The following is an 18885-nucleotide window of genomic DNA, read 5'->3' on the forward strand; positions in this document are numbered from 1 at the left end:
TGTCTGCAATGCCAATCCTCTCGCTTGTTGCCGCACTCGATACTCACTATGCCATCGGCAAGGGCAATGCCCTGCCGTGGCATTTGCCCGATGACTTGCGCCATTTCAAGGCACTGACCTTGAACAAGCCGGTGTTGATGGGGCGCAAGACCGCGCAGTCGCTGGGGCGTGCTTTACCCAAGCGGCGTAACCTGGTACTGACCCGCAGTGGACGGATGCCGTTCGATGGGATGCAAGCAGTGGCCTCGCTGGAGGAAGCGCTGCACTTGATCACTGCCGATGGCAGCCCCGAGTTGTGCGTGATCGGAGGGGGGGAACTCTATACGCTGGCACTACCGCATGCACATCGCCTGCATCTGACCCATGTAGAGACCACGGTGGAGGCTGCCGATGCCTATTTCCCGCAATTTGCGCAGGATCAGTGGCGTATCACCCGGCAGATGCACCATCCCTCCGATGCGGCTCATGCATTTGCCTTTAGCTACGTGGATTACGAGCGTCAATGAGCATAGTTGAAGACCTGTCGATTCCCGCTAGCGGTGAGGCGCTGACGTGCGATTGACCGTGATGCCACGCCCGAAACGGGAGACCTTCACGTGTGTGTGCAAGTCCATCCGCGCAAGCGTGGATGTGCCGCCGCAGATTATCTCGGTACCTAGCCGCCGTTTTGGCGTTGCGATGGGTGTGGCTGCTTGTACTTGGCGTGACGCTGTTTCGGCATCGGGGCAGGTACGTCGCGGCCCGGCACTTGTACTACATTGAGGCTTTCGGCATCCAATTGCAGTGCGGTGAGCTTGCCGCTCCATACTGCGCCGGTGTCGATGGCATGGATCCCGCTGCCGATATGCAGGCCCAGCGCACTCCAATGGCCGCAGACGATCTTCAGATCACGTGCGGCATGGCCGGGAACCGAAAACCATGGATACAGGCCCGGCAGTTGGCTGCCAGGCGGGCCTTTGTGTTCGAACGCGATGCGGCCGCGAGGGCTGCAATAGCGCATGCGAGTGAATATATTGATGATGGCGCGGTCGCGTTCCAGCCCTTGCAGGCGTGGTGACCATTCCGGGCTATCGCCATACATATTGCGCAGCAGCCGGCGATAGTTATCACCATGCAGGCGAGATTCCACTTCGCGCGCATGTTTTTCAGCAAGGAAGGTGGTCCACCTCGGTGCGAGCCCGGCATGTATCATCATCCAGCCCAGCGAACGATCCACATGGCAGAGCTTGCGCTTGCGCAGCCATGCCAGCAGTTCGGGGGCATCCGGCGCAAACAACACGCCCTGCAGGTCGGCGTTGACCCGGCGTTGTTCCTCGGGGGTGCGTTCGGCCACCGCCAGCAGCGACAAGTCATGGTTGCCCAACACCGTGTGGCTGACTTCGCGCAGCGAATGCACCAGCCGTAGCGTTTCGATTGACTGGCCGCCACGATTGACGAGATCACCGCAGAACCACAGCCGATCTGCCGCCGGGTCGAAGCGGATCTTCTCCAGCAAGCGCTGAGTGACGTCGTAGCACCCTTGCAGGTCGCCAATGGCCCAGACCGCCATCTCAGTGCAGCGTGCGCGGAATGGACAGGGTGAATGCCGGGATCGGTGCGGCAAACCGAGTGCCATCATCGGCCAGCATGTCGTAGCTACCGCGCATGGTGCCGATGTCGGTTTCCAGTACCGCACCCGAGGTGTATTCGAAACCTTCCCCGGGGCGCAGCCACGGCTGTTCGCCTACCACGCCTTCACCAACCACTTCGCGTACCCGGCCGTTGCCGTCGGTGATCAGCCAATGGCGGCCCAGCAAGCGTGCCGGCTGCTTGCCTTGGTTGCGAATCTGGATGGTGTACGCAAACACGAAGCGGCCCTCTTCCGGTACCGATTGGTCATCCAGGAAGTGGGCATTCACCGCGATATCGAATTGGTAATCATTGTTGCTCATGCCGCCATTCTAGCGGTGGGCGGCAGGCTGCGCCCATGCTTTTGGCAATCAGATATCAACCGGCGGCAAGTAAATTGGCAAGCTGCACGAAATCAGCCACGGCCACCTGCTCGGCACGCGCTTCCGGGCGCAGGCCGGCGGCTTCGAGGGTGGCACTATCGGCCACCCCATGGAGGGCATTGCGCAGGGTTTTGCGGCGTTGGCCGAAGGCGGCACGCACCACGTTGGCAAAGCTCGCGTGATCGGCAACCTCGATTTTTCCGTGTGGTTTTGGCACCAGCCGTACCACTGCCGAGTCCACTTTGGGTGCGGGGATGAAGGCACCAGGTGGCACGATGAACAGCGGCGTCACGCTGCAATAGGCTTGCAACATCACGCTGAGGCGGCCATAGACCTTGCTGCCGGGGCCGGCGGCCATGCGTTCTACCACTTCTTTTTGCAGCATGAAGTGCATGTCGCGGATGGCGTGCGCATGATCCAATGCGTGAAACAGGATCGGTGAACTGAGATTGTAGGGCAGGTTGCCGACCAACCGGATTTGGCCTTGCGCATCGCTGCGTTGCGCGGCCAATTCGGAAAAATTCACGCTCAGTACATCACCTGCGATCAGGTGCAGCTCGCCGTGCTGGCGTGCGGCGGTTTGCAGTGGCGCGTGCAGGTCGCGGTCAAACTCAATCGCGGTAATGTCACCGTGCTGTTTCAGCAGGGGAAAGGTCAGGGCGCCTTGGCCGGGGCCAATTTCGACGATCACATCCCCCGGCTGCGGGGCAATCGCCAGCACGATCCTGTCGATGACGCTGGTGTCGCGGAGGAAGTTCTGGCCCAGGTGTTTCTTGGCCGGTTCGGTGAATCCTGTGGTCATAGCAAGCGTGTTCCCAATGGCACGTCCCTGTCCGGCACGCATAGCGCCACCGCGCCGTCGGCGTCGTGAAAGCCCGTCACCAGGCATTCCGACATCAGCGGGCCGATCTGCTTGTGCGGGAAATTGACCACGGCGACCACCAGCCGGCCGACCAGTTCCTCCGGCGTGTAGTGCACGGTGATCTGCGCACTGGATTTGCGCACGCCCAGCTCCGGGCCGAAATCGACGTGCAGGATGTAGGCGGGCTTGCGCGCCTGCGCGAAGGGCTCGGCGGACAGCACGCGGCCCACGCGCAGTTCGACTTTCAGAAAGCCGTCGAAGCTGATGGTCTCCATCACCCGCGCTTCCGCTGCGCCGCCAGCTGCGTGCAGGTCCGGATGGCGGCATACAGGCTGGACGGATCGGCCGTGCCCTGGCCGGCCAGTTCCAGCGCGGTGCCGTGATCTACCGCCACACGCGGGTAGGGTAGGCCCAAGGTAATGTTCACTGCGTGGGCGAAATCGGCGTGCTTGAGTACCGGCAGGCCTTGGTCGTGGTACATCGCCAGCACCGCGTCGAAGCCCTGCAGCTTGTTTGGCAGGAACGCGGTATCGGCTGGCAACGGGCCAACCAGACGCAGCCCTTCGCCGCGCAGGTGGTCCAAGGAGGGAATGATGATGTCCAGTTCTTCCCGGCCCAGATGACCGTCTTCGCCAGCGTGCGGATTCAGACCCAGTACGGCGATGGTGGGCACAGCAAGTCCAAATTGGGTGCGCAGTGCCGTATCTACGATACGCAGGGTGCGCATCATGGCCGCGGGGGTGATCGCATCAGCGACTTCGCGCAGTGGAAGATGCACGGTTTGCAAAGCCACTCGCAGGTGTGAGTTGGCCAGCATCATCACCACCTCGCAGCCGGCTTGTTCGGCCAACAGACCGGTGGTGCCGGTGAAAGTGATCCCGCCTTCGTTGATGACCGCCTTGTGCACCGGGCCGGTCACCAAGCCATCCAGCTCACCGTCGATGCAGGCGCGGGCGGCGCGGCTGATGGCCGCGATCAACGAGGCCGTATTGGCCGGATCAGGGTGCCCGAAGCGGGTTGCCACCGGGTGCGGGATGTCGACGATGGCCAAACTACGCGGCTGCGTGGCTGCCTCGCCATGCCGGTGCAAATGCAGCGGCAGACCAAGTGCGTCAGCCGCACGCAGCAAACTGGCGGCATCGCCAAACACCACCAGCTCTGCGTCCCAGTCCTGCTGGGCCGCACGCACCACCAGTTCGGGGCCAATGCCGGCAGGCTCACCCGCAATCAGGGCAAGGCGTGGGCGCATTGAAATCAAAACTCCCGACGGGTTCCTTCCGGATGCACGTCAACCGGGGTCACCTTGTGCTGCTCCTTGGGGGTTTCCGGCAGCGCCGGACGCGTGGACTTGCCTTGTTCATCGCGAGTATCCACATAGGCTTCGCCACGCATTTCACGTAGCCAGCGGTTCCACTCTTCTTCCAGCTTGCGGCGACCAATGGTCTCGCGCACTTGCGCACGCAGATTTTCGTCACCGGCAGCGATCTCGCGGGTGCCAATACGCTGCACAATCACCCAGCCGGCATCGGTTTTGAACGGTGCGGAGGTCTGGCCATCGGACAGGGATGCCAGTTGCATGCCAAAGGCGGTGCCGTAGGTATCCGCACCCACCCAGCCAAGATCACCACCACGGCGGCGGGTGGTGGCATCGTCCGAGCTTTCGGCGGCGACCTTGGCAAACTCGGCTCCGCCAGTTAGGCGCGCAGCCAGCGTATCGGCTTTGGCCTTGGCGGCGGCATCGTCGGTCTTGTCATCCACTTTGACCAGAATCTGACGCGCCGAATATTGGGTAACTTTTTCACCACTGCCGGCAGCTTGCGTGCGGCTGCCAACCAGTTGCACCAATTGGAAGCCGCTGGAGCCGCGGATGGGGCCGATGACCTGGCCATCCTTCATCTGCGTGATGGCAGAGGCAAATGCAGGCGGGATTTCATTCAGGCCACGCCAGCCCAGATCACCGCCTTCCAGCGCGTTGGGGCTATCGGAATAACGCACCGCAGCGGCGGCAAACGTCATTTCGCCTTTTTCGACCAGGTTCTTCACGCCTTCGACTTTTTTCTGCGCGGTGGCGATCTGCTCGGGGGTGGCTGCTTCGGGTGTGCCAATCAGGATGTGGGCCAGGTGGAACTGCTGGCTGGCTGCGGCCGAGGCATTGGCCATCGCGGCGTCCACCTCACCTTCGCTGACATTGATGCGGCCTTGAGCAAAGCTCTGACGCAGTTTCTGGGTGATGATTTCATCGCGCAGGTTGTTGCGAAAATCAGCGAAACTCATGCCGTCCTTGCCGATGCGCTCGCGCAATTGATCCACGTTCATGTTGTTTTGCTGCGCCACGCCCTGCACCGCGCGCTCCAAATCCTCGTCACTGGCCGTGATCCCGGCATCCGTGGCACGCGCCAATTGCAGACGCATCAAGATCAGGCGTTCCAACACCTGGCGCTGCAGCACATCGGCCGGTGGGAGTTGGTTTTCGCGACCGGCGTATTGGGTGCGGATATTGGCAATCGCGCGCTCCAGCTCACTGCGCAAGATCACGTCTTCGTTGACCACGGCCGCGATGCGATCCACTGGCTGTGGAGTTGCGTAGTCCTGCGCCTGTGCACCAGAAGTGAACAGCAGCACCGGCAACACAATCGCCAGCAGGGAGTAAGGGGCACACAAGCGATGGCTGGAGGTCATGGAATTTTCGTGTTGTCCTGCGTGGAAGGCTGGCCCGTCGCAATCTGCGGCGGCACCAAGTACAAATCATCGCGATTGTAGCCGAGGATGGCCCGGCGCAAGGCGCGCTGGGTATCTTGGCCGGCTGAGCCCAGGCCCTTCAGCTCGATTTCGAACATCAGGGTATTGCCGAGATCGCCAGCGCGATTTTGCACGTAGCGGCGGGCCACAACCCGAACGGCAACACAACAGCTGTCCCATTGCACGCCAGCCAGGCTTTCCAGCGTTTTGCTGTCGCGCAGTGAATAGTATTGGCGACCGACAATGCTCCAGCGCTCGTTGATCGGGTACAGGAACGATGCGTCTACCTGTTCCAGCAGTGCGCGCCGATAGCGATAGCTCAAGTTGAACACACCTTGGTTGGGCAGCAGATAACGGGCGCGCACGCTGGCCAGATCGGTGCGGTTGAATTTGGGATCGCGTTGGTAGGAGGCACCAATCGTCCAGCGGTCGGTGGGGGCGTAATTGGCGTCCACCACCCAGGCTGAGCGCCCTTGCTCAGTGATCGGCTCATTCGGCAGGCGCACGCGCGAGTCTGCGAAGTAGCGGATTTGCCCGAGGCTCAGCGAGAGTCGCTCATGCCCATCCGATTGGCGAATCATGCGGGTGCTGATCGCCAGAGTGAGCTGATTGGCATCGGCCTGACGGTCGGCACCGGAATAGCGATTGTCGCGGAATAACTGATTCCAACTGAAGGTCAACGGTTGGGTATCGAACACCGGCATATCGGCCTGATTGACGTAGGGCACGTTCAGGTAAAACAGGCGTGGCTCGATGGTTTGCAGATAGTCCTTGCCTTTGACCTGCATGTCGCGATCAAAGAACAGGCCGGTATCCAGGCTGAAGATCGACTGCCCACGCGAAGGCGAGTTGCCGCCCAGCGTTTGTCCCAGTGAGTGATCGAGTGAATAGCCGGTAAAACGATAAGCCAACGTGGGACGCAGGAACCAACTATCCCCTTCCAGTGGTGCGCTGATCCACGGTTTGAGATCCAGGCGTGAACCGGCGGCGTACACCGGGTGATGGAACCGCACGGCCTCGGCATCCACGCCGAACTGTAGCGCACTGTTCATGTGCCGCTCCCAGCTTGCGAAGGCGCGTGGCAGGCGGTCATAAGGCAGGATGCTTTTGCCCAGTGTGAAATCGGCCAGCTGCCAGTGATCGGCACTCACCCCGGCGCTCCATTCCTGACCGCGGCCATACGCACCGACCGAACTGTAGGAGGTGACTTGTGATAGCCCGTCAATATTGTTGTTGAAGTCTTCGTAGTAGCGCGGATCGCTGATCCAATTGATGTCGGCACGGAATTGCCAGTTGGGCGACAGATTCTGGATACCGTCAAAATGCCCCAACCAGCGGCTGCGATCACGCAGCTTGTCGTTCGGCATCCACAGTGCCTCCACGGTGCCGTTGCCGGCCTCGTTGAGATAGCGGAACTGCCCGCTCATTGCGCCGCCGCGTTTGCTCATCCAGCGCGGTACCAGGGTGGCATCGTAGTTTGGTGCAAGATTCAGATAAACGGGCTGGCGATAATCAAATCCGTTGCGGTTGGAATTGGACATCGACGGCAGCAACACACCGGTGCGGCGATCCTCATTGGTGGGAAACATGAACCACGGCAAATACAGTACCGGGATCTTGCCAATCCGCAGCGTGGCACCATGCGCCACCGCCATATTGGTGTCGGTATTGATGTCGATACGGTTGGCGCGCAGCTCCCAATTGCGCTCCTCCGGCGGGCAGGTGGAGTAAGTGGCACCGTACAAGCTGCCAATATCTCCAGCCATGTTCAGGCTCTGGGCTTTGCCATTGCCACGTCGCGACAGCAACTGGTATTCCAGATTCTGCATGGTGTGCGTATTGGAGTTCTGGTCGCCTTCGGCACGCGCTGCCCGCATGCGCAAGCCCGACGCTTGATAGCGCACGCTGCCTTCGGCGCTGTAGCGGTTTTGCGCTTTGTCGAAAGTCAGTTGATCGGCCCCCATGAACTGATCGCCCCGGCGCATGGTGACATTGCCGTTGAACACCGGGTTGGCTTCGGTGCCAGAGAGCAAGTCACCTTCCAAATCGGTGGGCAATTGGTTGTTGTTCAGTATGTTCAGGCCTTCCGGTGCCTTTTGCACATCCTCGAATGCAGGCACCGCATCCACCAGCGGGCACAGCTTGTAGGTCGGTGCTGATTTGCCATCCGCGGCATGGGCTTGCAGCGAAACGGCGATGCACAAAGTCAGGGGTAGCAGGCGCAGGGCTGGGCGCACGGGCGATCCAGAAACGAAAAACGGGTGTCTAGCTTGCCGGAAGCGGCAAACGGTTACCAGCGCAAGCTGTCGACATGGGCCACACTGCACTCGGCCAGTGCGGTCAAATCGTAGCCGCCCTCCAGCATCGAAACCACCCGGCCGCCGCAATGGCGGTTGGCAATCACGACCAGTTCGCGGGTGATCCATGCGTAATCGTTGGCATCCAGCTGCAAATTCGCCAGCGGGTCGCGCTGGTGGCCATCGAAGCCGGCAGAAATCAGCACCAGTTGCGGCTTGAAGGCATCCAGAAATGGCAGCAGCTCGGTTTGCCACGCGGCGCGAAACGCGGCGCTGCCTGCGCCCTCTGGCAGGGGGGCGTTGGCGATATTGCCGATGCCGGTTTGGTTGTGTGCACCGCTGCCGGGGTAGAGCGGCCATTGGTGGGAACTGGCAAAGCGCAGCTGGGGTTCCTGGGCAAAGATGGCTTGCGTGCCATTGCCGTGGTGGACGTCGAAATCGGCAACCACCACCCGTTCCAACCCGTGTTTATCCAGCGCATGACGCGCGGCCACGGCGATATTGTTGAATAGGCAAAAGCCCATCGCGGCACTGGCGGTAGCGTGATGGCCGGGCGGGCGCACTGCGCAGAATGCGCGCTGGGTGCGGCCTTCCAGCACGGCATCCACCGCCGCCACGCCGGCCCCGGCGGCGCGCAAGGCGGCCTCCCCCGACCCGGGGGAGAGTACGGTGTCTGGATCAAGCGATATCAAGCCGTGTGGCGCGGTTTCCAGCACGGTGGCCAGCAGCGCTTCATCGTGCACGCGCAGCAATTGCCCGCGGGTTGCGCGCGGGGCTGGTTGCCAGTCGATGTCGGGGTGCGCGGTTTCCAGTGCGCGCAAGACGGTGCTCAGGCGTGCGGGGCGCTCAACGTGTTCGGGGCCTGTATCGTGTGCGAGGCACGCGGGGTGGGTGTAAACCTGAATCACGAGGCTGGCGCAGGGCTTGGATTGGGGGATTACTTGCGGCGCTCGTGCTTCCACAGCACTTCGCCATGGCCACTGGCGCGTGCCAGCACGCGGCACAGTACAAACAGCAAGTCGGAGAGCCGGTTCAAGTATTGCACTGGCTGCGGGCGTACGTTTTCCAGCCGCGCCAGCTCCACCGTGCGGCGTTCGGCCCGGCGCACCACGGTGCGGGCGATGTGGCAACGTGCGGCCGCTTCGCCGCCACCGGGCAGAATGAATTCTTTCAGCGCCGGCAGACCTTCATTGAACTGGTCCAGTTGCGCTTCCAACGCATCGATATCCGCATCAAAAATCGCCGCATGGCCGGGGATGCACAGCTCGCCACCCAGATCGAACAACTGGTGCTGGATGCGGGTCAGCAAGTCACGCACGGTTTCCGGCATGTCCGTGGCCAGCAGCAGGCCGATGCAGGCATTGGCTTCATCAACGGTGCCATAGGCCTCCACCCGCGCCGAATCCTTGCCCACGCGGGTGCCATCCCCCAGCCCGGTGCTGCCATCGTCACCGGTGCGGGTGTAGATCCTGGAAAGCCGGTTGCCCATCAGACCGTCTGTGCGCGCAGCGCCGGGTTGGCACGGCGCAGCAGCTCGAAGCCACCAAACAGCAGGCCGGCGTAGAACAAGGTGCCCAGTACAGTCCACTGGAAGAACGGAATGCCGGCCACATACGCTGCCAGCAGGCCCGCCGCGTTCTGCGGGTACATGCTGCTGCCCAGCCAGGTGGCGAAATTGGTGACCACGAAGAACAGCAGCGACCCCGCCAGTGCATAGCCCAGCACGCGGCCACCAGCAACCTTGCCGCGCAGGCCAAAGCCCAGCACGGTGGACAGCGCGATGCAGGCATACACCGTCAGATAACCGGCGCTGGCGAAATAGCTCCAGTAAATACCGCCGTTGACCAGCCCCAGCACCAAATCGGAGGCAAACATCGCGACCAACGGTACGATCAGCGCCCAGCTGCGTTTGGCGAAATACGCGCCGCCAAATAACGCGACCGCTTCAATCGGCGAGAAATTCGGCGGATGCGGCAACACCCGGGTCAGGGCGGCAGCGAAGATCAGCGCAGCCAGCACCAGCGGGCCGGAGGCAGTCATTGAAGCGGGACGGTTCATGGCGGTATTCGTTGGTTGCAGCGAAGCCGTTAGCATAGCGCAATGACTCAAGACCTTCGTAGTGATTCCCCGGCGCACGACGTAGTGATTGTCGGTGGTGGTTTGGTGGGCGCCAGTTTGGCCATCGCGCTGGATGTGCTGGGGTTGGATGTGGGCATGGTAGAGGCTGCTCCAACGGGCGCGCTGCCGCCGGTATTCGACCAGCGCAACCTCAGTTTTGCCGAGGCCACGCTGCACGCGCTGGAAGCTTTGGGTGTGCTGGCCTTGATGCGCGCGCCCACCGGCAGTATTCGGCGGATCCATATCAGCCGTGCGGGTGATTTTGGCCGTATCCAATTGCAGGCCAGCGCCTATGGCCGCAGTGAATTCGGACGGGTGGTGGTGGCGCGTGATTTTGGCGAGGCGCTGGAAGCGCGCTTGCAACAGCTGAAGCAATTGACCCGCTACCGTCCGGCGCGGTTTTTGGGGGTGGGGCCAATCGACGCTGGCCTGCGCAGCGTGCGGATTGCCGATGCCGCGGGCGAGCGCGAGGTGCGTGCCAAGCTGCTGGTGGCCGCCGATGGCAACCGCAGTGAAGTGCGCCGTGCATTGGCGATCGGCACCCAGGATCACGACTACGGCCAAACCTTGTTCGTGGCCCGCCTGCGCGCCCGGCGTGCGCCGGATGGCAGCGCCTTCGAGCGCTTGACCGAGACCGGCCCCACCGCATTGTTGCCACGTGGTGATGGCTATTACGGCATGGTGCATGGGGTGGCCAGTGCCGATGCGGACGCCGTGGCCGCCTTGCCGGACGCCGCGTTTCTGGCGCGTGTGCAGGCTGTGTTTGGCTGGCGCGCGGGGCGCTTGCTGGAGGTGGGTCCGCGTAGCGCCTATCCGATACAGCGCTGTGTGGCCGACGCCTTGGTGGCGCCGCGTGCGGTGCTGGTGGGCAATGCTGCACAAGCCATTCACCCATTGGGTGCGCAAGGGTTCAATTTGGGCCTGCGGGATGCGCTGACCTTGGCCGAATGCATTGCCGATGCGCAACAGGATCCGGGCGATGAATCCGTGCTGCGACGGTATGCGCTGCGGCGTACGGAAGACCGCACGCGCACCTTGGCGTTCTCCGATGGCTTGGCAAAATTCACCTCGAATGATGCCGCTTGGCTGCGTCCACTGCGCAGCGCCGGCTTGTTGGCCGGGGATGCCATCGGTGGCTTGCAGGGCTGGCTGGTGGGCGGCGCGATGGGCTATCGCGGTGATGTGCCCGCACTGTGCAGGGGGAAGGTGGCATGAGCCGGCGCGGCAGATTGGATGCGGTGGTCGTGGGCGGCGGCGTGGTTGGTGCCGCCAGTGCCTTGATGCTGGCCCGCGAAGGCTTGCAGGTGGCGTTGGTGGAAGCACAGCGCCCCACCGCATGGACACGTGAGCAGCGTGATCTCAGGGTGTTTGCGTTTGCGCCAGATAACGCTGCCTTGCTTGCGCGCTTGGGCGTGTGGGCGCAGGTGTTGGCTGCGCGTGCGCAGCCGTACCGCGGGATGCGGGTGTGGGATGCGGCAAGTGGTGATCCATTGGTGTTTGATGCCGACGCACTGGGCGAGCGGCAACTGGGTTGGATTGTCGAAAATGCGGTGCTGGTGGATGCACTCTGGCAGGCACTACCGGGCGCAGGCGTGCGCGTGCACTGCCCGGCGCGGGTGGAGCAGCTGGAGCAGCTGGATACAGGTGTGCGCATCGGGTTGGATGATGGCTTGGTACTGGAGGCACAGTTGGCCATCGCCGCCGATGGCGGGCATTCGGCGTTGCGCCGGCTCGCCGGCATCGAAGCCCCTGTGCACGATTACCAGCAGCGTGGATTGGTGGCCTTCGTCGCCAGTGAGATTCCGCATCGGTGCACCTGCTGGCAGCGTTTTTTGCCCACAGGTCCGGTGGCATTTTTACCGTTCTCAGCCGATGGCGATGCCGTGCTGGATGCGCGATTGGGCTCGATCGTATGGACATTGCCCACTGCGGAAGCGCAGCGGCTGCTGGATACACCGCCAGCGCAGTTCGAGAATGAATTATCGACTGCATTTGGCGGCGAACTGGGTGCGCTCAGCTTGCAGTCGGCGCGTGCGGCATTCCCGCTGCGCCGGCAGTTGGCGCACACCCAGGCCAAGGACCGGGTGCTCTTGGTGGGGGATGCCGCGCATGTGATGCACCCATTGGCAGGGCAAGGCGTGAACCACGGTCTGCGCGATGTGGCTGCACTGCAGACCACGCTTGGCGCCGCCCAAGCCAACGGTGGGGATATCACCTCACCGGCGCGACTGGCACGCTGGGCGCGCACGCGGCGAAGTGAAAATGCGCTGGGTGCGCATGCGTTTGAAGCCATCAATCGCGTGTACAGCAACGATGCGCTGCTGCCCACCTTGTTGCGCGGCTCGCTTTTGGGTATCGCAGGCCGATTGCCACCGCTGACCCGCGCGCTGTGGCGGCATGCGGCCGGGAAGTGATGGCGCGAACCATCACCTCACCTTCGGATAACCACCATCAGTTGCAGTTGCTGCGCCACATGGACTGCAGCAATGGCTGGGATGGCAGCATGTTCAGCGATCCAAGTACGCTGCCAGTTCACCATTGTCCTGCTTGTCCACGGCATCCATGCGCTTGTCCAGTGGCGGGTGGGTTTTGTACAGCGTTGCCATGGCAGGCGACGCCGAACCCAGTGCCGCCATTTTTTGCAGCACGGCCAGAAAGGCCAGTGGATTGCCGCCAGAGCGCGCCAGATAAATGCCGGCGGCGTGATCGGCGCGGAACTCGGCACTACGGTCGAGACCAGTGAGCATGATTGCTGCACCGTTCTTTTCGATGTAACTACGCGCAAGGCTGCCTGCGACACCGCCGCCGGTATGAATTTGACTGGAGGCGATGGCACCGGCCGCGCCCAGCTTCTCCTGCTTGCGAATGACCTCGTAGTGGTCGCGTTGCACCACGTGGCCGATTTCATGGCCCAACACCCCGGCCAGCTCCGCATCGGATGTCAACAATTGATACAGGCCACGGGTGATCAATACATAACCCCCTGGCGCAGCGAAGGCATTGATTTCGTTGTCTTCGATGACGCCAAACGTCCACGGCAGGCCAGGCCGGCTGGTGCGTGACGCCACCCATCGGCCAACCAGGTTGACTCGTTTTTGCATCGCAGGATCCTTGACCAACGGTGCTGCGCCAAGCACGCGGCCGGCGATCATCGGGCCGAGTTCGAGCTCTTCCTGGCTCACCTCTGCATCCGATTTGCCAATCAACGCATCGCCCGAGGCGGCCGTGTTGGCAAGCCCGGGATTTACAAAGCCCAACAAATTGCGCGCCGCCGCGAAACGTTCGCGCTTTTCGGCCTGGGTGGCCTTGCTGCTGCCGTCATCCGATTTGAATTTCCCGAAGAACCCTTTTTTCTTCGGCTTGCTACTCTCCGGCTGGTATTCCTCGGCGTAAGCCACGTCGGTGATTTTCCAGCCTTGTTTGGTGGCTGCTTGCTCGGCGGCCTCCGGGCTGGCGCGGTAGGACTCCATCTGCTGCAGTTGCACCGGGTTGAACGCGGCGGCTTTCAGTGAACTTTCGTCCAGCCCGCGCACACTGGCGGTTTCGGTGACTCGGCCCTTGCCAGCCTTGCCTGTGAACAACGCCTTGCCTAAGCCGCCGGTTTCCTTGCTGCCGTAGGCCACCCGAATCTCATTGACCCGCACATAGCCGGACTTGCCGCCGTCTAACCCCAGTTTGAACCACAGGCCTTGCTGACCGGTGACGTTGACTTGTGCGTTCTCGGTCAGCGTCGTAACTGCCGGGGAGGCGAAATCCGGTTTGCTGTGCACCTGCACACTGGGTTTGACAATGGTGGCCGGTGTTACCTGTGGCGTGGGCGTAGCCGCAGCCAACAAGCCGCTCAGCAACAGAGCGGCCAAGGCAAGTGCAAACCGGGAGGATGGATCGCGCGGGCGCTGGAGGTTCTTCATGGAAGATCCGGTTCTGAGGTGTCGTCGATGACCAAAGTATGCGCTGGATCGAGTGCTTCGCGATTATCGGCACACAGGGCAAATTCGTCAGTAGCGTTGAGGTCCTGCCCCAATAATTCACGCAGCCGCATGCGTTCGCCGCGAGTAGTATCGTCGTGATGGTCGTCGATTTCGGCGACCGAGATGCACAGCATGACTTGACCGTGCTCATCCAGCGGGTGTTCGCCCTGATTCAACGACTGATGCAGACGATCCAGGTCCGACTTGACCTGCTCCAGAACACTGCTGCGGTCGGCCCCGCTCCAGATCAGCAGCATCAAGTCGTCGAGGATTTCGTGGAGCCAACTCTTGCGCTCCACGATGCCTTCAATCATCACCGCATCCCCACCGGCATACAGCTGCCTGCGCAGCAGACGGCGGTATTCGCGCTTGCCGCGCACGGCTTCGAAGGGAGTCAGGCCGTCGGCTTTGACATATCGCAAGCGCACCATCGCCAGCCACGGGTAGCGATCGGGGTCGTATTCATCACGAAAATCATTATTGCCGATAGCGCGACCGCGTTGGATCGCCGCATACATGCGGCAAATGCCAAAACAAAGACTGACAAAGCCGATACTGGCGAAAATATCGACGAACACGCCAAAAAATGTCAGGCCGATTACCGCGCCGGTCAACAGCAGGCCATTGACAGCGACGAACACGCCGTCCACATCTTCATGCGGTTCGCCGCGCCAAAACGCATAGGTGGTCAAGATCAATAGCAGCGAGGCCAGCAGGTATTTGAAACTGCTGGGCGGCATCCAAACCACGCCACCGTGCAATAGTGCATCGGTGGCTTCGGCCCAGACTTCCACTCCGGGCATCGCCGCGTTTACCGGAGTGGGTTTGGTATCGCTGATGCCGGCGGCGGTATAGCCGACCAGCACCACGGAGCCGCGCAAGTCTGGAAGCTTACTGCCTGGCGCTTCACACACGGGTTTGCCGGCCAGTAAATCGGCTGCACTGATGTAGGGCATGCGGCTGTTGCGGCGCCAATTCACCCGAACATGATCGGGTAGCGATGCCGCGCGTTGTCGTGTCAGTTGCGACACCAGCCGTGCCGGCAGTGTCGGCAGCGCCCAGTCATCCACCACTTCGCGCAGCGGCACATCGCGCAATACGCCGTCCTGGCCACGGCTGACATTGGTAATCGCCGAGTGCTTGGCCATGGACGCACCAAACGGCAGATACACCGCCACCGGCGGGCCGGGAGCATGCGCCTTTGCATCCAGCGCATAAGCCCCTGCAATTTGCGCAGCATGCAGAGGTGAGGCGGCATCAAAATCCGCCGCTTGGCGCGATGCCGCAAACATGAAACGTCCATTCCCGCCGGCTGCCACCGCATCCAGCATGGCATCCCCATCCGGGTCGTCCTTGTGCGGGTCGAGGAACATGACATCCACCCCCACCGCGCGCACGCCGGCGCGATCCAGCGTATCCAGCAAGTCCGCATGCACTGTGCGTGGCCATGGCCAGCCACCAATGCCTTGCGCCCGGGTCCACTCCAGCGAGCAATCATCAATTTCCACGACGAAGGTCCTGCCCGAGGGCTGCGGCTCCACCGGCCGCCACTGCACGATGCTGTCGAACACGCTGTCTTCGGCCGAATCCAGACTGCGGCCATGCGTCCAATCCCAGCTCAGCCAACCCAATGCAGCGCAGGCCAGCAGGGGATAGAACGCGAACTTCAACTTGAGCGCCACCCACGTCAAGGGCCGCCGATAGCCGCGTTCGATTTTGGCCCATTGATCCATGAACCACACCGCAAGGGTGGCCATGGTGGCGTCCAAATGGGCTTGTGCCGCGCGCAGCCGCTTGCGTCCCATGCAATGTCATCCCCTGTTGCCGGCCGGTTCGCCCAGTGTCCCTGATCCGGTGTCCCCGATCGAGGTTGCAATGCGTGAACAGGGGCCGTGAGCGGACATCTTGCATGCATGGGCGGTTGCGGCCAAGCGGCTAGCCGAAAATCAACCCAGCAATTTGCGCACCTTGTGCAATGCCACGATGAAGGCGTCGATTTCCTCGTGGGTGTTGTAGAACGCAAGCGATGCACGGCAGGTGGTGCCCACGCCCAGCCACTGCAACAGCGGATGCGCGCAGTGCTGGCCGGAGCGGACTGCCACGCCTTCCAGATCCAGCAAGGTGGCCAGATCGTGCGAGTGGGTGCCGTCGATGGCAAAGCTCACTACCGCCGCCTTGCGCGGCGCACGGCCGAAGATGTGCAGGCCGTCGATGCCGTGCAGTGCTTCGGTCAAGTGCGCCAGCAAGGCTTGCTCGCGCGCTTCGATATGGGCCATGCCCAGCTGCGAGAGGTAATCCACCGCCGCGCCGAGGCCCACGAAACCGGCAATATTGGGCGTGCCGGCCTCGAATTTGTGCGGGCCTTCGTTGAACACGGTGCCATCGAAACGCACCTCCTTGATCATCTCGCCGCCCCCCAGAAACGGCGGCATGGCGTCGATGTGTTCGCGTCGTGCCCACAGTGCACCGGTGCCGGTGGGGCCGCACATCTTGTGGCCGGTGATGGCATAAAAATCACAATCCAGCGCGGTGATATCCACCGGCATGTGCGGTGCGGCCTGCGAGCCGTCGATGAGTGTGATGATGCCGCGCTTGCGCGCTTCCTTGCAGAGATGCGCCACCGGGTTGACGGTACCCAGCACATTCGAGGTGTGCGCCAGTGCCAGCACTTTCACGTCGGGCGTCATCGCCGCATACAGTGCAGGCAGATCCAGTGCGCCATCGGGCAGCAGTTCAGCCACCTTGAGCGTAGCGCCGGTGCGCTGGGCGATCAGCTGCCACGGCACGATATTGGCATGGTGTTCCATGCGCGTGACCAGAATGCGGTCACCGGGTTGCAGGCGCGGCAGTGCCCAGGAATACGCCACCAGATTGATGGCAAAGGTGGTGCCGCTGCACAAGATCAACTCGTCGCTGCGGACATTGAAAAAGCGCGCCAGCTTGCTGCGTGCGCCTTCGTACGCCTCGGTGGCCTCACTGCCCAGCGCGTGCACTGCACGGCTGACATTGGCATTGTGATGGCGATAAAAATCGTCGGTGGCGCTGATCACGCACGCCGGTTTTTGCCCGGTATTGGCCGAATCGAAATAGATCAGCGGCTTGCCGTGTACTTGCCGGGTGAGCAGGGGGAAGTCGGCACGCACCGAGGCCCAGTCGATAGCGGCGGCATCCATACTCATGCCCCTACCCGTACCAATGCCCGCTCCAGCGCCGCTGCACACGCGGCATGCGTGCTGCTATCGGCAATCCCGTTGACCACTTCGTGGCAGAACGCGCCGGTCAACAACGCCCTGGCCTGTGCTTCCGGCAGGCCACGCGAGCGCAGGTAAAACAGTGCAGTGGCATCCAGTTGCCCCACGGTGGCGCCATGTGCCGCTTTGACCTCATCGGCATGAATCACCAGCACCGGCTGGGTGTCGATTTCCGCATCGGCAGACAGCAGCAGGTTCTTGTTCGCAAGCGCAGCTTCGCTGCCGTCCGCGCCGGCATGGATGGTGATGCCGCCATGAAATACCGCCTTGCCGCGCTGCCCTGCCAGCCCGCGCCAGGTCAGATTGCAGCGCGTGTCGCGGGCAATATGGTCGATTCCCAGCCGGGTATCCACATGTCGGCGGCCATCGGCCAGCAGCACGCCATTGGCGTTGAGTGCGGCGCGGTCGCCTTGCAGCTGCACATTCAATTCATGCCGCGACAAGCCGGCGCCAAGTTCAAGATCAATGCGTTGATAACCCGCATCCTGCGCGAGTGTGGCATCGGTGCGGGCAAACACGCTGGCACGTGCCGGCGCATCTTGCAGGCGCACGTGGCCCAGTTGTGCACGTTCGGCCAGCTGCACCTGGATCACGACATTGCCCAGATGGGCATGTTCGCTGACCGCCAGCTCGTGTTCCACCAGCGACAACGATGCGCCTTCGCCCAGTGTGATGCGATGGCGCAGATGCCACGCCGCATCGCCATTGCTTTGCGCGCTGCCGACATGGACAAGATGCAGTGGTGTGTCCATGTGCGCATCGGCATCCACGTGAATCGACACACCTTCGCGTGCCAACGTGGCATTGAGCCGGGCAAATGGCTCGTCGCTGCGCGCGGAGAGCGGCATGACGTTGCCGGAATCGGGCTGTTGCGACAACGCCTGCACCTCAATGCCGCCGATCAACCCGGACAGGTTGCTGAGTGTGGCATCCAATTGCCCATTGACGAACACGATGCGTGGTTCGGGGATGGCGGCCAGTTGCATGGCCTCTACTGCAACGTGCTGTGCCGGCACGAAGCTGCGCCGCTCCAACTGCCGCAGGGAAGTGTATTTCCAGCTTTCCGCGCGCTGCGGCAGACCGTCGTGCAGCAAGGCATCCAGCGCAACCCGCTGGGAGGCATCGCCTTGAAAATCCGCGGCCAGAGAGTCCAGAAGCGCACTCATTTCAGGCTGCCGTTTCCGGCGTCAGCCGGTTCTTGATCCAGTCATAGCCGTGCGCTTCCAGCTGCAAGGCAAGCTCTGGCCCGCCGGTTTCCACGATGCGGCCATCGGCCAGCACATGCACCACATCGGGTTTGATGTAGTCCAGCAAGCGCTGGTAATGGGTGATGACGAGGAAGGAACGTTCCGCCGAGCGCTGCGCGTTGACGCCATCGGCGACGGCTTTCAATGCATCGATGTCGAGGCCGGAATCGGTTTCATCGAGGATGGCGAGCTTTGGCTCCAGCAGTGCCATCTGGAAAATCTCATTACGCTTCTTTTCGCCACCCGAAAATCCTTCGTTGACGGCGCGATGCAACAGCTCATCTTTCAAATGCAATACCGCGAGCTTCTCGCGCACCTTCTTCAGGAATTGCATCGAGTCGAGTTCAGGTTCGCCGCGGGTTTTGCGCTGCGCGTTGTAGGCGGCGCGCAAGAAATAGGTGTTGTTGAC

General features: G+C 62.2%; 18 protein-coding genes. 3 read left to right on the forward strand and 15 right to left on the reverse strand.

The genetic code is table 11. From position 1 onward, the window contains the following. The first annotated feature begins 8 nt into the window (after positions 1–8). On the forward strand, positions 9–506 hold the full coding sequence (locus QWB57_RS02200) for a dihydrofolate reductase (RefSeq protein ID WP_223627946.1): 498 nt from the start codon (positions 9–11) through the stop codon (positions 504–506). Between the two features lie 149 nt (positions 507–655). Here the strand turns inward: QWB57_RS02200 and QWB57_RS02205 are convergent, their stop codons facing one another. Genes QWB57_RS02205 through QWB57_RS02250 form a run of 10 tightly spaced genes read right to left on the reverse strand, consistent with a single transcriptional unit; the run spans position 656 to position 9947 of the window. Beyond that, positions 656–1549 carry a symmetrical bis(5'-nucleosyl)-tetraphosphatase gene (locus QWB57_RS02205; protein WP_288968149.1) on the reverse strand — a complete coding sequence of 298 codons (894 nt, stop codon included), beginning with the start codon at positions 1547–1549 and terminating at the stop codon, positions 656–658. Between the two features lies 1 nt (position 1550). Next, a complete protein-coding gene (apaG, locus tag QWB57_RS02210; RefSeq protein WP_223627950.1) occupies positions 1551–1931 on the reverse strand; it encodes a Co2+/Mg2+ efflux protein ApaG in 381 nt (126 codons plus the stop codon). 55 nt (positions 1932–1986) lie between these two features. Next, positions 1987–2793 carry a 16S rRNA (adenine(1518)-N(6)/adenine(1519)-N(6))-dimethyltransferase RsmA gene (gene rsmA / locus QWB57_RS02215; RefSeq protein ID WP_223627952.1) on the reverse strand — a complete coding sequence of 269 codons (807 nt, stop codon included), beginning with the start codon at positions 2791–2793 and terminating at the stop codon, positions 1987–1989. Further along, entirely contained in the window at positions 2790–3128 is a 339-nt protein-coding gene (locus QWB57_RS02220) for a tRNA-binding protein (RefSeq protein ID WP_223627954.1), read from the reverse strand. The genes rsmA and QWB57_RS02220 overlap by 4 nt, the downstream gene beginning before the upstream one ends. Beyond that, entirely contained in the window at positions 3128–4102 is a 975-nt protein-coding gene (gene pdxA / locus QWB57_RS02225) for a 4-hydroxythreonine-4-phosphate dehydrogenase PdxA (RefSeq protein WP_223627956.1), read from the reverse strand. The genes QWB57_RS02220 and pdxA overlap by 1 nt, the downstream gene beginning before the upstream one ends. A 5-nt stretch (positions 4103–4107) precedes the next feature. Next, positions 4108–5532: a peptidylprolyl isomerase gene (locus QWB57_RS02230; RefSeq protein WP_223627958.1), complete on the reverse strand. Its 1425-nt coding sequence runs from the start codon at positions 5530–5532 to the stop codon at positions 4108–4110. Then, on the reverse strand, positions 5529–7829 hold the full coding sequence (gene lptD / locus QWB57_RS02235; RefSeq protein WP_288968150.1) for an LPS assembly protein LptD: 2301 nt from the start codon (positions 7827–7829) through the stop codon (positions 5529–5531). The genes QWB57_RS02230 and lptD overlap by 4 nt, the downstream gene beginning before the upstream one ends. Before the next feature lie 53 nt (positions 7830–7882). Further along, positions 7883–8794: a histone deacetylase family protein gene (locus tag QWB57_RS02240; RefSeq protein WP_288968160.1), complete on the reverse strand. Its 912-nt coding sequence runs from the start codon at positions 8792–8794 to the stop codon at positions 7883–7885. 32 nt (positions 8795–8826) lie between these two features. After that, positions 8827–9378 (reverse strand): cob(I)yrinic acid a,c-diamide adenosyltransferase, encoded by a 552-nt coding sequence (locus QWB57_RS02245; RefSeq protein ID WP_223627962.1) that lies wholly within the window; start codon positions 9376–9378, stop codon positions 8827–8829. Beyond that, positions 9378–9947, reverse strand: a complete 570-nt coding sequence (locus QWB57_RS02250; protein WP_223627964.1) for a DUF6580 family putative transport protein — start codon at positions 9945–9947, stop codon at positions 9378–9380. The genes QWB57_RS02245 and QWB57_RS02250 overlap by 1 nt, the downstream gene beginning before the upstream one ends. A gap of 42 nt (positions 9948–9989) precedes the next feature. Between QWB57_RS02250 and ubiH the strand changes: the two genes are divergently transcribed. Both ubiH and QWB57_RS02260 read left to right on the forward strand, forming a co-directional pair. Then, positions 9990–11222: a 2-octaprenyl-6-methoxyphenyl hydroxylase gene (gene ubiH / locus QWB57_RS02255; RefSeq protein ID WP_223627966.1), complete on the forward strand. Its 1233-nt coding sequence runs from the start codon at positions 9990–9992 to the stop codon at positions 11220–11222. Beyond that, on the forward strand, positions 11219–12421 hold the full coding sequence (locus QWB57_RS02260) for an FAD-dependent oxidoreductase (RefSeq protein WP_288968153.1): 1203 nt from the start codon (positions 11219–11221) through the stop codon (positions 12419–12421). The genes ubiH and QWB57_RS02260 overlap by 4 nt, the downstream gene beginning before the upstream one ends. A gap of 93 nt (positions 12422–12514) precedes the next feature. On the opposite strand, the gene QWB57_RS02265 is transcribed toward QWB57_RS02260, so the two are convergent. The 5 genes from QWB57_RS02265 to sufC form a co-directional block, all read right to left on the reverse strand. Continuing rightward, entirely contained in the window at positions 12515–13918 is a 1404-nt protein-coding gene (locus QWB57_RS02265) for a M48 family metalloprotease (protein WP_223627970.1), read from the reverse strand. Then, positions 13915–15783 (reverse strand): CHASE2 domain-containing protein, encoded by a 1869-nt coding sequence (locus QWB57_RS02270; protein WP_288968154.1) that lies wholly within the window; start codon positions 15781–15783, stop codon positions 13915–13917. Before QWB57_RS02270 ends, QWB57_RS02265 begins: the two co-directional genes overlap by 4 nt. 141 nt (positions 15784–15924) lie before the next feature. Further along, positions 15925–17157 (reverse strand): cysteine desulfurase, encoded by a 1233-nt coding sequence (locus QWB57_RS02275; RefSeq protein ID WP_288968155.1) that lies wholly within the window; start codon positions 17155–17157, stop codon positions 15925–15927. Then, positions 17154–18395 (reverse strand): Fe-S cluster assembly protein SufD, encoded by a 1242-nt coding sequence (sufD, locus tag QWB57_RS02280; RefSeq protein WP_288968157.1) that lies wholly within the window; start codon positions 18393–18395, stop codon positions 17154–17156. Before sufD ends, QWB57_RS02275 begins: the two co-directional genes overlap by 4 nt. A 1-nt stretch (position 18396) precedes the next feature. Continuing rightward, a partial coding sequence (gene sufC, locus QWB57_RS02285; RefSeq protein WP_288968159.1) for a Fe-S cluster assembly ATPase SufC occupies positions 18397–18885 on the reverse strand: 489 nt, incomplete at its 5' end.

Origin of the sequence: uncultured Thermomonas sp. (assembly GCF_937872235.1) — a bacterium.
Taxonomy (GTDB): domain Bacteria; phylum Pseudomonadota; class Gammaproteobacteria; order Xanthomonadales; family Xanthomonadaceae; genus Thermomonas; species Thermomonas beijingensis.

Bases quoted from the DNA above. Each gene is read 5' to 3' on its own strand.
- QWB57_RS02275 (WP_288968155.1), bottom strand. From the start codon at position 17,157: ATGAGTATGGATGCCGCCGCTATCGACTGGGCCTCGGTGCGTGCCGAC.
- QWB57_RS02200 (WP_223627946.1), top strand. From the start codon at position 9: ATGCCAATCCTCTCGCTTGTTGCCGCACTCGATACTCACTATGCCATC.
- rsmA (WP_223627952.1), bottom strand. From the start codon at position 2,793: ATGACCACAGGATTCACCGAACCGGCCAAGAAACACCTGGGCCAGAAC.
- ubiH (WP_223627966.1), top strand. From the start codon at position 9,990: ATGACTCAAGACCTTCGTAGTGATTCCCCGGCGCACGACGTAGTGATT.
- QWB57_RS02220 (WP_223627954.1), bottom strand. From the start codon at position 3,128: ATGGAGACCATCAGCTTCGACGGCTTTCTGAAAGTCGAACTGCGCGTG.
- QWB57_RS02260 (WP_288968153.1), top strand. From the start codon at position 11,219: ATGAGCCGGCGCGGCAGATTGGATGCGGTGGTCGTGGGCGGCGGCGTG.
- apaG (WP_223627950.1), bottom strand. From the start codon at position 1,931: ATGAGCAACAATGATTACCAATTCGATATCGCGGTGAATGCCCACTTC.
- sufD (WP_288968157.1), bottom strand. From the start codon at position 18,395: ATGAGTGCGCTTCTGGACTCTCTGGCCGCGGATTTTCAAGGCGATGCC.
- QWB57_RS02245 (WP_223627962.1), bottom strand. From the start codon at position 9,378: ATGGGCAACCGGCTTTCCAGGATCTACACCCGCACCGGTGACGATGGC.
- QWB57_RS02230 (WP_223627958.1), bottom strand. From the start codon at position 5,532: ATGACCTCCAGCCATCGCTTGTGTGCCCCTTACTCCCTGCTGGCGATT.
- QWB57_RS02205 (WP_288968149.1), bottom strand. From the start codon at position 1,549: ATGGCGGTCTGGGCCATTGGCGACCTGCAAGGGTGCTACGACGTCACT.
- pdxA (WP_223627956.1), bottom strand. From the start codon at position 4,102: ATGCGCCCACGCCTTGCCCTGATTGCGGGTGAGCCTGCCGGCATTGGC.
- QWB57_RS02270 (WP_288968154.1), bottom strand. From the start codon at position 15,783: ATGGGACGCAAGCGGCTGCGCGCGGCACAAGCCCATTTGGACGCCACC.
- QWB57_RS02250 (WP_223627964.1), bottom strand. From the start codon at position 9,947: ATGAACCGTCCCGCTTCAATGACTGCCTCCGGCCCGCTGGTGCTGGCT.
- QWB57_RS02265 (WP_223627970.1), bottom strand. From the start codon at position 13,918: ATGAAGAACCTCCAGCGCCCGCGCGATCCATCCTCCCGGTTTGCACTT.